The sequence below is a fragment of the Spirillospora sp. CA-108201 genome (assembly GCF_050936235.1).
Classification (GTDB): Bacteria; Actinomycetota; Actinomycetes; order Streptosporangiales; family Streptosporangiaceae; genus Spirillospora.
The window spans coordinates 4675373-4688716 of record NZ_JBNJNE010000001.1; the positions used below are offsets into that span (position 1 = coordinate 4675373).

Sequence of the window (13344 nt, forward strand, 5' to 3'; positions counted from 1 at the left end):
CACGGCACGGATGCACGTGCATTGGGCCTTGCATTCGCACGCTACGATGCGCAGGATAACGCACGAGACTTCCGAGCCACGGCTGCACAACGAGATCACTCTGCGGGGTCCGGTGGAATGACGTCACGCCACGCGCACGACGACACGCGTTGGGAGCTCGGCCCTCTCGCGGGGCCGGACGACCCACGGGCCCGTGCTGGGCACTCGACGCCCGTCCCTGAGTCCTTCGACCTGCCTCCGCGTCTGGACAGGGCCGTCACGGCGCTGACGGATCTGCGCGGGTCCACCGTCTCGTTCACCGTCGAACCCGATCCGGAATCGGTCACCGAGGCCCGGCACTTCGCGGTCTCCAGGCTCGCCGACTGGAGCCTGTCCGAACTCGTCGACGACGTCGGCCTCGTCGTCTCCGAGCTCGTCACGAACGCGCTGCGACACAGCGGGAGGACGGCCGGCGGGCGGCCGGGTCACGACGTGCACCGCGAGGGCGTGTACGGCGACCCGGCCGACCCGCTCGGCTCCGCGCCGTCGGCCATCCGGCTCCGCCTCGGGCACGAGTCGCAGTGGCTGCTCTGCGGGATCATGGACGCCAGCCGGACGGCGCCCCGCCGCAAGGAACCCGACTACATCGCCGAGACCGGGCGCGGCCTGCATCTCGTCGAGTCGTTCAGCGTCCGGTGGGGGTGGCGCACCCTCGCGCACGGAAAGGTCGTCTGGGCCCTCTTCCGGTCCCCCTGACGGACGCGACCGGCTCGACGGGCGTAACAACGCGCGACCGGGGTAACAATTGAGTTCCCCCCGCGAGGCCCTAGAACTTCCTCCAGGGTTGGACGAGACGAGGGGCCAGAGAGGAGCACCGGTGGACTTCGCCGTCGAACATCGCGTCGAGAAGGGCCTCACGGTCGTCAAGATCAGCGGTGAGATCGACGTCTTCACCAGCCCCCGCCTGCGCGAGGCCCTGCTCGAGATCATCGACAACGGCGGCGAGCACCTGGTCATCGACCTCGGCGAGGTGACGTTCCTGGACTCCACCGGGCTCGGCGTGCTCGTCGGGATCTACCACCGGCTGCGGGCGCGGGACGGATCGATGTCGTTCATGGGCGTCAACGACCGGGTGCGGCGCGTCTTCCACGTCACCCAGCTCACCAAGATCTTCGTGCTGCACCGGTCGCTGGAGGACGCGATCGCCGCGCACGAGTCCGCGGCGACCTGAGCCCCGCGCTCCCGGAACCCCCTCCTCACGTCCCGCTTCGCCCGCCCCCGCACCTCGGCCGGAGCGAGTTGTCCACAGTTTCCGCCGACGCTCCCCCCACCGGGCGCACCCGGTACGGTGAGACCGAGATCAAGCCCGCCGCCTGGGAAGCCTCCCGACGCGCGGTGCTGGCCGGCCCATCGAACGGACGGGAGCGCTCCGTGGCAGAACAGCCGCTGCATGAGCACACGCTCGGCAATGGCCTGCGCGTGGTGGTCTGCGAAGACCACGTCGTACCACTGGCCGCCGTGAACATCTGGTACGGAGTGGGCTCGCGGCATGAGCGGTCCGGCCGCACCGGCCTCGCGCACCTCTTCGAGCACCTGATGTTCCAGGGCTCGGCGAACGTCGCCGAGGGCGAGCACGCCGCGCTGATGGAGAGCGCCGGCGCCGCCTTCAACGCCAGCACGGCCTTCGAGCGCACCAACTACTACGAGACGGTGCCGGTCAGCCACCTGGAGCTCGCCCTCTGGCTGGAGGCCGACCGGATGGGCACGCTCCCGGCCGCGCTGACCCAGGCCAACCTCGACAACCAGCGCGACGTGGTGAAGAACGAGCGGCGCCAGCGCTACGACAACCAGCCCTACGGGACGGCCTTCGAGCGCCTGTGCGCGCTGACGTTCCCGACAGGCCACCCCTACGCGCACACACCCATCGGCTCCATGGAAGACCTGGACGCCACCACCCTCGACGACTGCGCCGACTTCTTCGCCACCTGGTACGCGCCGGGCAACGCCGTCCTGTCCGTCGTGGGCGACGTCGACCCGGAGAAGACCCTGGAGGCGGTCGAGCGCTACTTCGGCGGCCTGCCGTCCGGGCCGGAGCAGCCCGCCGCGCGCCCCGGCGAGCTCGGGCCGCTGACCGGCGTCCGCGGCGAGAGCGTCGACGAGGAGGTCCCCTCCCCCGCCTACTTCGCGATGTTCCCGCTCCCCGCCGACGGCGGCGACGACATCGAGGCCGCCGAGCTCGCGGTCGAGATCCTCGGCGGCGGCTCCGGCTCCCGCCTCTACGACCGCATGGTGCGGCGCGACCAGATCGCGACCGAGGTGTGGGCCGGGGTCACGCGCCTCGCGTCCGGGCAGTCCCTGGCGATCGTGGACGCCGTCGGCCCGGACCCCGAGAAGATCGCGGCCGTGCTGGACGAGGAGCTCGAACGGTTCGCCGCGCACGGCCCCGACGCCGACGAGACCGCCCGCGCCACCGCCCAGGCCGAGCGCGGCTTCCTGGAGCGGACCGAGACGGTGACGGGCCTCGCCGACGCGCTGTCGCAGAACGCGACGCAGTTCGACGACCCGGCCCGGGTCTTCACCGCCCCGGGCCGCGCCGCCGCGGTCACCGGCGACGCGATCAAGGAGATGGCGGGCCGCTGGCTGGCCCCCGGCGCCCGCACCGTCCTGACCTACGGAGGCACCTCGTGAGCAGCGGCCTTGCACTGCAGCCTCGTCCCGTCCCCGGGCCCGTCCCGGCCTGGGCGTTCCCGGCCGGCACCCCGGGCCGCGTCCCGGCCGGGCCCGCGACTCTGCGCTGCGACCTGCCCGGCCGCCGGCTCGCCGCCGTCCGCCTCGTCCTGCACGCGGGGGCCGGCCGCGAGCCGTCCGGCCTCGACGGCGTCGCGACGCTGGCCTCCCGCGCCCTGCTGGAGGGCACCGAGCCCGGCGGCGGCACCGCGCTCACCGCCGCGTTCGAGCGGCTCGGCGCCAGCCTCTACGCGCACGCCGACCTGACCGCCCTGCGCATCGCGCTGGACGTCCCGACCACGCGGCTCGGCGCGGCCCTGGAGCTGTTCTCCTCGGTGGTCCGCCGCCCGGCCCTCGACGACGCCGACGTGCGGCGCCTCGTCCGCGAGCGCCTGGAGGAGATCGCCCAGGAGGACGCCGACCCCGGCACGCGCGCCATGCGCGAGCTGCGCGCCGTCATCTTCCCGTCGCAGGCCCGGGTCTCCCGCCCGACCGGCGGCACCCCCGGCTCGGTCGACGCGCTGCGCGGCTCGGACGTCCGCGACTTCTACGGTTCCGTGGTCCCCGCCGAGGCGACCGCGGTCGTCGCGGGCGACCTGGCCGGAACCGACGCCGACGGCGCCCTCACCGCCGCGCTGGAAGGCTGGGCGGGCTCCGCCGCGCCGCTCCCGACCGCCGACCGGATCACGCCCGAGTCCGCCGCCCGGATCGTCGTGGTCGACCGCCCCGGCTCCGTGCAGACCTACCTCAACTTCGGCCACGGCGTCCCCGACCGCTCGCACCACGACTGGCCGTCCCTGATGGTCGCGTCGCACGTCCTCGGCGGCGGCCTCACGTCGCGCCTCAACGCCGTCCTGCGCGAGGAGAAGGGCTACACCTACGGCATGCGCGCCGGCCTGCTCCGCATGCGGCACTGCGGCCTGTTCATCGCGCAGGGCGCCGTCCACACCGAGGTCACCGCCGACGCGGTCGCCGACGCCCTCACCGAGCTGCGCGGCATCGTGTCCCGCGGCATCGACGCCGAGGAGCACGGCTCGTCCGTCCGCTCCCTGGCCGACCGCGCGCCCGCCGAGTACGAGACGGCCCGCGCCGTGGCCGCCGAGTTGGCCGACGTGTCCGCCAACGGCCTGGGCGCCGACTACCCGAGCGCCTACCTGGCCGCGGTCCGCGCCTCCACCCCCGACGGCGTGGCCCGCGCCTACCGCAAGCACATCGACCCCGAGGCCCTCACCATCATCGCCGTGGGCGACGCCGCCCAAATCCGCGAGCCCTTGGAAAAACTCGCCTACGCCCCCGTGACCGTCACCACCAAGGAAACCTGACCCCACCAGACGCGCCGCGCGTGCGGGCCCCACCACTCCGCACGCGCCCCCAAGCGCGCCGACCGCCCCACCACCGGGCCCCAACAAACACAAATCGGCACACACGGGCCTAAGAGGTCGTACCAGAATCAGCGGACGAGGCGTCGCCGGCAGATGATGGCTGCGGCGAGGGTCATGAAGCCTTCGTGGATGTCGTCGCGGATCTCCCAGCGGATGCGTAAGCGGCGGAACCAGTGCGGCAGGCCGATGGTGCGCTCGACGACGTAGCGGTGGACGCCCAGGCCGGAGCCGTGCGGGGATCCACGACGGGCGATGACCGGTTTGATGCCCTTGGCCCAGACCAGGCGCCGGTATTCGTCGTGGTCGCAGCCGCGGTCGGCCAGCAGCCGCCGGGGTCTTCGCCGAGGCCGGCCGACCCGGCCCCGGACGGGCGGCACCGCCTCCAGCAGCGGCATCAACTGAGTGACGTCGCCCGCGGTTCCCGCCGGTCAGCGACAGGGCGAGCGGGGTGCCGTGCCCGTCGGTCAGCACATGGTGTTTGGAGCCCGGCCGGCCACGGTCGACCGGGCTCGGCTCGGTTCTTGGCCGCCCTTCAAAGCCCGGACGTGAGAGCTGTCGATCAGCGCCCTGGACCAGTCCAGCCGCCCGGCGGCGTGCAGTTCCTCCAGCAGAAGACGGCGCAGCCGCTCCCATACGCCCGTCTGGCGTGCCAATGGTTGGTGGGAAATTGTGGGATTGATCCCGGCGGGGTGAACCGGTGGCATGGTGGAGGGGGTCTAAGTTTCCGGTGCGTGCCGTCCGGGCCGTGCGGGTGGTGGGCGCGGGGTTTTCGCCTCGCGGCGGGAGAGGGGAACGGCCGGTGTCCTACGGGCAGATGGCGGGCGGTGGACCGTCCGTCGACACGATCCTTGCTGAGCCGAACTGCAAACCCGGCGGGGTCGTGGCGGGCAAGGTGCATCTGCGCGGCGGGACCGGGCCCGCGGAGATCCGGCAGGTGACGCTCGCGCTGATGCCGCGCATGCGGGACCACGGCGGGGAGACGGCGGGGCGCGAGGTGTACCGGGGCGCCCTCACCCGGGGGTTCCGCCTGGACGCCGGAGGGCAGCGCGACCTGGCGTTCTCCATCCCGCTGCCGTACGAGCTGCCGTTCACGACGGTCCTCGGCCACGAGCTCCCGGGCTTCACCATCGGGATGTGCACCGAGATCGACGTCGCGGGGCAGCCCGATCCGGGCGACATCGACCCGATCTCGGTGGAGCCGCTGGAGTCCCAGCAGTGGGTCCTCGCCTCGATCGCCCGGCTCGGCTTCCAGATCACGAACGTGACGTTCGAGTCGTCCAAGCTGCGGGGCGTGTCCCAGCAGCTGCCGTTCCACCAGGAGATCCACCTCAACCCGCCGTCGTCGCACCAGGGGCGGATCGAGAAGGTCGGGCTGAGCTTCGTCGCCAGCCCGCGCGCCATGGCCTTCGTCCTGCGCGCCGAGGACCGCGACACCCCGCAGGACGAGTCGTTCGGCGTCTTCACGGTGCCGCACGCCGAGGCCGCCGAGACCGACTGGAACGCGAAGATCAGCCAGTGGCTGGAGGCGGCGGTGGCGCTGCCCCGGTCGTCCCGGCCCGGGTCGGCGGCTCCGGGCGGGCCCCCGGCGCCTCCCGGTCAGGCGCCGCTGCCGCCGCCCGGCGGCCAGTCGGCGTTCCCGCCGCCACCGCCGCAGGCCGCGGCCTATGGCGGGCCCGGCGAGTACGGGTCGCACGGCAACCACCAGTTCCCGCCTCCGGCGCCGGCTCCCGGACAGCAGCAGCCCGCGCCCATGGCCAATCCCGGTTACGCGCCGGCCGCGTCCGGCATGCCCCCGGCGCCCGGGCACGGCTTCCCGCCGCCCGCGCATTCGCCGATGCCCGCTCACGGGATGCCGTCGCACGGTGCACCGGCCCATGCGGCGCCGCCTCCGGGCCCCCATGGAGCGCCGCCTCCCGCACCTCAGCACGGAATGCCCTCGCATGGCACGCCGCCTCCCGCACCTCAGCACGGAATGCCCTCGCATGGCACGCCGCCTCCCGCACCTCAGCACGGAATGCCGTCGCATGGCACGCCGCCTCCCGCACCTCAGCACGGAATGCCGTCGCATGGCACGCCGCCTCCCGCACCGCCGGGGCCGGCGCCGTACGCACCCGCCGCCCACGCCGGGCCGCCCCCGCCCGCGCCGCCGGGGCCCGCGCCGTACTCGCCCCACGGGCACCCGCCGCCGGCGCACGTCCATCACGGTCCGCCCGGCTACCACGGGCACCGTCACCTCGGGCACGGCGTCGCCGCGGCCGGCCTGGTCGGCGGCGTCGCCGCGGCGGGAGTCGCGGGCGGCATGGCCTTGGGCGCGGTGGACGCGGCCGGATACGCGCAGAACGTCGCGGGCTACGTGGCCGGCGCCCCGGTGGACGCCTTCGGCAACGCCGTCGTCGGGTACGCGGGCAACGTCGCCGGCAACGTGATCGCGGACGCGGCGGGCGGCATCGCCGGGGACATCGCGGGCGACGTGGCGGGCGAACTGGCGGGAGGCGCCGCCGAGATCCTGGGCGGTCTCCTGGGCGGCCTCTTCGGGTGATCCCGGGGGTAGCCGAGAGGCCCGCGGGGTAGAGGAAAAAGGGGCGTTTCGGACGGGATCCGCTGCGCACTCGGCCAACCCGGCCGGGGGTGGTTATCGTCGTGAGCGCAGCCTGCTTCCCGAGGAGTCACATGACCACCGTGATCCTGGTTCTGCTCTGCCTCGCGATCGCCGGACGCGAGCTCTACCTGGCGTCCGACAAACGGCTACCGCAAGCCCAGGCGGAGCTGCGCAACCTGCGGAAACAGCTGAACGAGCTCGCGCGTGACCACGACGGGCTCAAACGGGTGGTGGACGAGGCGACCGAGCCGGTCGGCATCCCCATCCCGCCGCCGCAGGCCGAGGGGCCGCCCTCCGACGTCACGGAGCGGCTGGAGTCCGTCACCGAGCGGGTGGAGCGGCTGGAGAAGCAGGTCGGCGACCTGTCCGACGAGCTGGCGGGCCTCGACCTCGACCGCGACTCCCAGCGCGCGCTGGCGCGGACGCTCGACGCGGTGGAGCAGGACGTCCAGGAACTGCACCGCGAGATGCTCGACCGGCTCGACCGGGAGGAGGGCGTGGTCACCGGGGTGCTGCTGAGCGAGGAGGGGGAGGGCGAGGCGCTGCTCGCGGAGTCCTACGAGCAGTGCGCCGCCGAGTGCGGGCTGCGCGTCCGGCTGCGCGACCAGCGCTCGGAGCAGGCCACCGGCACCTACTGGGGCACCGTGTACCAGATGTCCGGACGGCGGCCCGACGTCCTCGCCGAAGACCTGTTCTCCTACGTGCGCGGCGTCTACGACCCGAAGGACTCGGCCGCGGTGACCGTGCTGCTCACCGAACTGGCGTCGCTGCGGGGCGGCGGCGTCGCGCGGTTCGGGCCGTTCGTCGCGGTCAGCACGCAGAGCGCGGTGCTGTGCGGGGTGCTGCCGGACGAGGGCGCGCCGCCGACCGAGCCGTGGCGGCTCGTCGAGCACATCCGCGAACTGCCCGCCGACCGGCAGCGCGACCTCACCTGGCTGCGTTCGGACGACTGATCAGGGGCGGACGAAGCGGGGGGCGCCGTCCGTCCGGTCCACCCTGAACGCCAGAAGGCACCGCGGGACGCGCGCGGCGTCGATCTGGAGGCACAGGCCGAGCCCGAGGTCCGGGTCGACGACCACCACGCGCCGCAGGGCCCGCAGCGCCCGGCGCGCCCGGATCCGCGTCTCCGGACGGCCCGCCTCGCGCACCGTGCCGGCGACCACCCGGCCCGCGTAGCGCCAGAGGGCCACCGAGTCGAGCACGCGCACGCCCGCCGACGTCAGGTTCGCGACGATCACGACGCCGCTGTCGTCGTCCTCGGACGCGGACGGGGCCTGCAGCGCCCCCTCCCCCGGCAGGTCGCGCGGCGCGCGGGGGCCGCCGACCGCGCGGTGGTAGCGCAGCGGGTCGAGCGTGTCGATGACGAACGCCCCCGCGTACGGCCGGGACGCGCGGGGCGGGCGCGACGTTCCGTGCCTCGGCGCCCGTGCCGCCCGCACGCCGAGGCGGGCGCTGAGGTCGAGCACGATCCCCGCGTCGTCCAGCCACGCGGGCACTCCGAGCCGGGCGGCGGACGCCCGGTCGAGGGCGTCCATGGTCTGCCACAGCTCGTCGGTGCGGCGCGACAGCGTCGAGGCCATGCCGAGTCCGGGGAACGCGCTCTCCAGCACGGCCAGCGTCGCCTGCCACGTGGTGCTGCCCACGAACTCCGCCACGAACGCGTCCGCCATCGCCCTGCGCCGCTCGGGGTCGGCCATGGGGCCGGGCCGCGGAGGCGTCCACTGCGGCGCCGGGATGTCCGGCGCGGTCACCGAGGGCGGCTCGGCGGCCAGCCCCTTCCCCGGCAGGAACGGCTCGTCGTCACTGCGCGCGTGCCGCCCCGTGGGGGCGGGGCCGGTCTCCCGGGGCGTCCAGGGCTCGCCCGGCGACGTCTCGCCCAGGCCGAACCCGGACGGCGTCTCGCGCGTCGCCCACAGCGGCTCCTCCCGGGTCGCGGGCGCCTCGACGGGCGGCGGCGGGGCCGGGGGCGGCACCGGGGCGTGGGGGGTCCAGGGCTCGTTGCCGGGTTCCGGCGTGGACTGGACGGGGACCCAGTCGGACGGGGGCTCCTCGGCCGCCGGGTCCGGGGCCTGGTCCGGGGCCGGGTCCGGGGCGGTGCCCTTGCCCGCCACGTGGACGTCCTCGGGGTAGGGGCCTGGGCGCGGGGTGGTCTCGGGTCCGGCCTCCTCGGGTCCGGGCTCTTCGGGCTGCGGGGTGCGACGGTCACGCGGGCCGAATCTCACGTTGTCGATCCTGCGCTCAGATCACGGTCGTAGGCAAGCTCATCGGGCCCCGAAGAGCGTGGCGCACAGGGAGCGGAGGGGATCCGGGCCGTCCTCGGCGGGCGCCACGGTGAGGACGGGGTCCGGGGACGCGTCGTGGCGCAGCCGCACCGGGACCTCGCGGCGCGCCGGCTCGTCGGCGCCCTGAGCGGCGGCGATGTCCTGGAGGCCGACGGAGACGACTTCGGGGATCTCGACGACGAGGGGCTGCTCGCCGGCGGGCAGCTCGTCCAGCCAGAGGTCCAGGACGTGGTGGGCGAGACCGTTCAGCAGGCGCCCCCAGGGCTCGACGAGGCCCGGCGGGACGTGCTCGGTCTGGAGTTCGGGCAGGCCGAACCTGGCGAGCCCCCTGGTGGTGATGTAGGAGCCGCGCGGGCCGGCGGTGTGGGGCAGGAGCATCCAGTCGGTGAGCCGGACGGCGCCGCCCGGGTCCGGCAGGGAGCGCAAGAGCCGGTCGTGCGCCAGGATCTGCGGGGTGAAGACGTCGATCACCGGGGCGGACGCGGCCGCGCCGACGGCGCCAGCGACGGCGCGTGCCGCCCACTCGTGGGCGGGCGGCCGCCCCGGCCGGTAGGCGGCGCGGACGGCGAGGACGTGCGCCGCGGCGGCGACCGCCGCCACGTCGGGCGGGGAGCCGCCGTACACGGCGAGCAGGTCGGCGGGCAGCGGCGGGAAGCCCCCCGCCGGACGCTGGTCGAGGGTGAGCATGGGGCTGCCGAGCATGCCGAGGACGAGGTCGCGGAGCGGCGGCGGGGTGCGCCGCACCAGCTGCTCGCGGGCGAGGGCCGCCGGGTCGCGGATCGGTTCGGCGAGCGCCACGGCGTAGGTGCCGTAGAGCGTCTCGGGGACCGGCAGTGTCAGCGTCTCACCCAACTCGTCTCCCGGCGGCCTCGGAGAACGGCGTCACCTCGATCAGAGCCAAGCGGACGTGGGAAAGTATCTGGCGCGAACGGGACAATTCCCTCCCATGGCCGCGAGCCGCGCCCACGACCTCGCCGTCAGCCCGGGGGGACTCGCTGCTCGAACCAGACGACCTTGCCGCCTTCGGTGCGGTGGGTGCCCCAGCGGACGGCCAGATGGCTGACGAGCTGGAGGCCGCGGCCCGACTCGTCGGTGGCCTCGGCGTGCCGCAGGTGCGGCACGTCGGCGCCGTCGTCGTGCACCTCGCAGAGCAGCGTGCGCCCTCTGATCAGGCGGAGGCCCACGGATCCGGCGCCGTGCACGAGGGCGTTGGTGACGAGCTCGCTGACGAGCAGCCGCGCGGTCTCGGCGAGGTCGTGCAGGCCCCAGCCGGCGAGCCGCTCCCCGACCTGCGCGCGGATCCACGGGACGCTGCCGGGCGCGGCTTCGAGCTGCCAGGTGACGACGTCGTCGAGGGGGATGCCGTCGAACCCGACCGCGACGATGGCGATGTCGTCGGCGGGGGTGGGCCCGGCGAGCCGGTCGAGCAGGTCGTCGCACGTGCCGTCGAGGTCGGCGGACGTCTCGGCCAGGCGGGCGCGCAGCTCCTCCAGACCCGTGTCGAGGTCGCGGTCGCGGCGTTCCAGGAGGCCGTCGGTGCACAGCACGAGCCGGGCCCCGTCCTCGACCTTGAACTCCACCGTCTCGAACGGCTCGCCGCCGACCCCGATGGGCACGCCCGGCGGGACCGGCAGCACGCGGCTCTCCCCGTCCGCCGTGACGAGGACGGGCGGCACGTGCCCGGCGCTGGCGACCGTGCAGCGCCGCTCGACCGGGTCGTAGACGGCGAACAGGCAGGTGGCGAGGTAGTCCTCGCCGAGTCGGCGGGCGAGGCCGTCGAGCTGGCGCAGCAGCCGGTCGGGACGCATGTCCTCGGCGGCCAGGGTGCGGACGGCGGTGCGCAGCTGACCCATGATCGCGGCGGAGGTGAGGCCGTGCCCCATGACGTCGCCGACGACGATGCCGAGCCGGCAGCCGGGCAGCGGGATGGCGTCGAACCAGTCCCCGCCGACCTGGGCGGCCTGCTCGGCGGGCCGGTAGCGGTAGCGGACGCGGGCCCCGGCGACGTCCGGCGGGTCGTCGGGGAGCATGCTGCGCTGCAGCTCCTCGGCGACCTGGACCTCGCGCCGGTAGAGCCGCCCGTTGTCGACGCAGAGCGCGGCGCGCCGGGCCAGCTCGTCGACCATGGCGAGGTCGAGCTCGTCGAACGCGTGCCGGTCGGGCTTGCGCAGCAGCATGAAGGTGCCGAGCACCCGGCCCCGTGCGATCAGCGGGACGACCAGCAGCGCACGGCCGGTGAACAGGGGCCGCAGGTCGCGGGCGCCGAACGCGTCGGCGAGCCGGGCGGCCCTCGGCTCGTCGACGCACGGGATGCGCACGGGCCGCCCGGTCCGCATGGCCTGGACGAACGGGGTGCGGGCCGGCAGGGACAGCGGCTCGTCCTCGGGGACGGCCTCGTCCCAGCGTCCGGGCTCGTCGTTGTGGGCGACGGCGACGCGGCGCATCGGCGTGGTCTCGTCGACCTCGTCGGCGGGCGGCGCGGAGTCGGCGACGACGCTTTCGAGCAGTTCGACGGCGGCGAAGTCGGCGAGCCGCGGCACGATGACCTCCGCGAGCGTCCGGGCGGCCTGCAGGTGGTCGAGCGAGCTGCCGATCTGCTCGCCGGCCGCGCCGAGGAAGGCGAGCGGCTCCAGCGCGTGGGAGAGGTTCCGGCGGGCGCGCGGCGGCTGCGGCGCCGGGGCCCGCGTCACCGGACGGGGCATCGGGACGGTCGGCGCGGGGGCCGGGGCGGCCTCGGTGTGGGGGACGATCGGCAGCCGGATGGTCAGGCCCAGCGACACCGCCGGGCAGCCGAGGCCGAGGATCTGCGAGGCGATCCTCCCGAAGGCGAGGGGGCCGAGCGGGGGCAGCAGCTCGGCGAGGCGGTCGGCGAACGGGCCCGCGAACGGGTCGGGCCCGTCCGGCGAGGGGGCCGCGAGCGTGGGCTCGACCCGCAGCAGGCGGACGGCGGCCGGACGGAGGGCGGCGGCGCCGGCCGGGCCGGGCTCGCCGGGCGGGGCGAGCAGGAGGTCGCCGACGGTGATGCCGATCCCGTCGCGGCGGAGCCTGCGCAGGTCGGCGGCGAGCGCCAGGACCCTGACGCCGTGGTCGCCCGGGGCCCCGTCGATGGGGTAGATCCACCAGCCGACCTCGGCGGGCGCCCCGTTGTCGGCCCGCCGCAGGGTGCAGGCGCCGCACCAGACGTGCCCGAAGGCCTCCGGCTCGAAGGCGCCGCGGTGCTCCCTGGGGAGCCGCAGGAGGTCGCCGGGCGGGCGGCCGAGGGCCTGCGAGCGCGCGGCGCCGAACAGGTCGGCGGCGGTGTCGTCCCAGTGGCTGATGCGCCCGCGGTCGTTGACCGTGATGGCCGTCATCCTCGTGACGCCCAGCAGATCCGCGATCACCATGCGGTCCCCCTCCCCCCGAGTGGAACGACGCTCGGAAGCCATTTCGGCAACTCACGGTGAAAGTGACGCTACATGCTGTGAGCGCGCTTCGCTCAAGATCCGCCGAATGACTCCGGGTGAGCACTCACTCATTGCCTCCCGCCCGTGCTAACGTCCAGCGGGGAAGCGAGGTGGGGCGGGTTGGCGACACGGACGGAACCCATGCGGGACCGGATCCTGGCCGCGGCGGTCACGGTCATCCAGGCGCGCGGGATCACGGCCGCGACCACCAAGGAGATCGCCCGCACCGCGGGCGTGTCCGAGGGCAGCCTCTACAACCACTTCGCGAACAAGACCGCGCTGTTCGCGGCGGCGCTGGCCGACGTGACCGGGACGGCGCGCACCGCGATGACCGACCTGCTCGCATCGGTCGGGCAGAGCACGGTGGAGGAGAACCTCACCCGCCTGGCGGCGGAGATGGTCCGCTTCTACGGCGAACTGCTGCCGATGACCGGGCCCGTCCTGGCCGACCCGGAGCTGATCGCGTGGCTGCGGAGCGACGGCCCCGGGGCAGCACAGAACGAGGTCGCCGCCAAGTCGCGCGCGCGGACCAAAGTCGGCCAGACCGGCGAGCGGCCGCCTCCCGGCGGCCCGCCGGCGGGGCCGGCGACGGGTCCGGTGATGGGCCATGCCGCCCTCATCGGATATCTGGAGGCCGAGCGGAAGCGCGGGCGGCTGGCGGACGGCGCGCCCCTGCCCTTCATCGCCGCGGCCCTGCTGGGGGGCTGCCAGCAGCACGCCTTCCTGACCCGGCTCGCGGGCGCGGAGACGGTGGCGGCGGGCGCCGGGCTCCCGGCGGCGCCCGAGGAGTTCGCGGCCCGGCTGGTCCCGGCCGTCCTGGCGGGCCACCTCACCCCACCCTGACCGAAAGCGGGCATAAGCGGATATAAGGAACTATCGCCCCGTTGACACCCTTTGCCCCCGGGCAGACGATCGCGCAACCCCCGGTCGTG

At 74.8% G+C, this 13344-nt stretch carries 10 protein-coding genes and 1 pseudogene; 7 read left to right on the forward strand and 4 right to left on the reverse strand.

Translation table 11 applies throughout. The annotated features are described in order from the left end of the window. Positions 1–117: 117 nt before the first annotated feature. The 4 genes from ACQEU6_RS22545 to ACQEU6_RS22560 all read left to right on the forward strand — a co-directional run bounded on the left by ACQEU6_RS22545 (position 118) and on the right by ACQEU6_RS22560 (position 4028). Complete coding sequence (locus ACQEU6_RS22545; RefSeq protein WP_499334685.1) at positions 118–735, forward strand: ATP-binding protein; 618 nt, start codon at positions 118–120, stop codon at positions 733–735. 121 nt (positions 736–856) lie between these two features. Continuing rightward, positions 857–1210: an STAS domain-containing protein gene (locus ACQEU6_RS22550; protein ID WP_499334687.1), complete on the forward strand. Its 354-nt coding sequence runs from the start codon at positions 857–859 to the stop codon at positions 1208–1210. Positions 1211–1410: 200 nt separating this feature from the next. Continuing rightward, positions 1411–2667, forward strand: coding sequence for a M16 family metallopeptidase (locus tag ACQEU6_RS22555; protein ID WP_499334688.1), 1257 nt, complete (start codon positions 1411–1413; stop codon positions 2665–2667). Further along, complete coding sequence (locus ACQEU6_RS22560; RefSeq protein WP_499334689.1) at positions 2664–4028, forward strand: M16 family metallopeptidase; 1365 nt, start codon at positions 2664–2666, stop codon at positions 4026–4028. Before ACQEU6_RS22555 ends, ACQEU6_RS22560 begins: the two co-directional genes overlap by 4 nt. 128 nt (positions 4029–4156) lie before the next feature. Here ACQEU6_RS22560 and ACQEU6_RS22565 read toward each other — a convergent pair. After that, positions 4157–4732, reverse strand: a pseudogene (locus ACQEU6_RS22565) (IS5 family transposase); the annotation flags it as partial. Positions 4733–4887: 155 nt separating this feature from the next. Between ACQEU6_RS22565 and ACQEU6_RS22570 the strand changes: the two are divergent. Next, complete coding sequence (locus tag ACQEU6_RS22570) at positions 4888–6627, forward strand: sporulation protein (protein ID WP_499334691.1); 1740 nt, start codon at positions 4888–4890, stop codon at positions 6625–6627. Positions 6628–6758: 131 nt separating this feature from the next. Then, positions 6759–7640, forward strand: coding sequence for a hypothetical protein (locus ACQEU6_RS22575; protein ID WP_499334693.1), 882 nt, complete (start codon positions 6759–6761; stop codon positions 7638–7640). Here ACQEU6_RS22575 and ACQEU6_RS22580 read toward each other — a convergent pair whose 3' ends face one another. From ACQEU6_RS22580 to ACQEU6_RS22590, 3 genes are all read right to left on the reverse strand, one after another. After that, entirely contained in the window at positions 7641–8909 is a 1269-nt protein-coding gene (locus ACQEU6_RS22580) for a hypothetical protein (RefSeq protein ID WP_499334695.1), read from the reverse strand. 39 nt (positions 8910–8948) lie between these two features. Next, positions 8949–9821 (reverse strand): hypothetical protein, encoded by an 873-nt coding sequence (locus ACQEU6_RS22585; RefSeq protein WP_499334697.1) that lies wholly within the window; start codon positions 9819–9821, stop codon positions 8949–8951. A gap of 125 nt (positions 9822–9946) precedes the next feature. Next, entirely contained in the window at positions 9947–12352 is a 2406-nt protein-coding gene (locus tag ACQEU6_RS22590; RefSeq protein WP_499334701.1) for an ATP-binding SpoIIE family protein phosphatase, read from the reverse strand. A gap of 201 nt (positions 12353–12553) precedes the next feature. Here ACQEU6_RS22590 and ACQEU6_RS22595 point away from each other — a divergent pair, with 201 nt between their 5' ends. Beyond that, the gene (locus tag ACQEU6_RS22595; RefSeq protein WP_499334703.1) at positions 12554–13255 is read left to right on the forward strand and encodes a TetR/AcrR family transcriptional regulator; all 702 of its coding nucleotides are present in this window, start codon (positions 12554–12556) and stop codon (positions 13253–13255) included. Positions 13256–13344: the final 89 nt, after the last annotated feature.

Excerpts from the sequence above, each read along its gene's own strand:
- ACQEU6_RS22590 (WP_499334701.1), bottom strand. The coding sequence starts at position 12,352 with ATGGTGATCGCGGATCTGCTGGGCGTCACGAGGATGACGGCCATCACG.
- ACQEU6_RS22575 (WP_499334693.1), top strand. The coding sequence starts at position 6,759 with ATGACCACCGTGATCCTGGTTCTGCTCTGCCTCGCGATCGCCGGACGC.
- ACQEU6_RS22545 (WP_499334685.1), top strand. The coding sequence starts at position 118 with ATGACGTCACGCCACGCGCACGACGACACGCGTTGGGAGCTCGGCCCT.
- ACQEU6_RS22595 (WP_499334703.1), top strand. The coding sequence starts at position 12,554 with ATGCGGGACCGGATCCTGGCCGCGGCGGTCACGGTCATCCAGGCGCGC.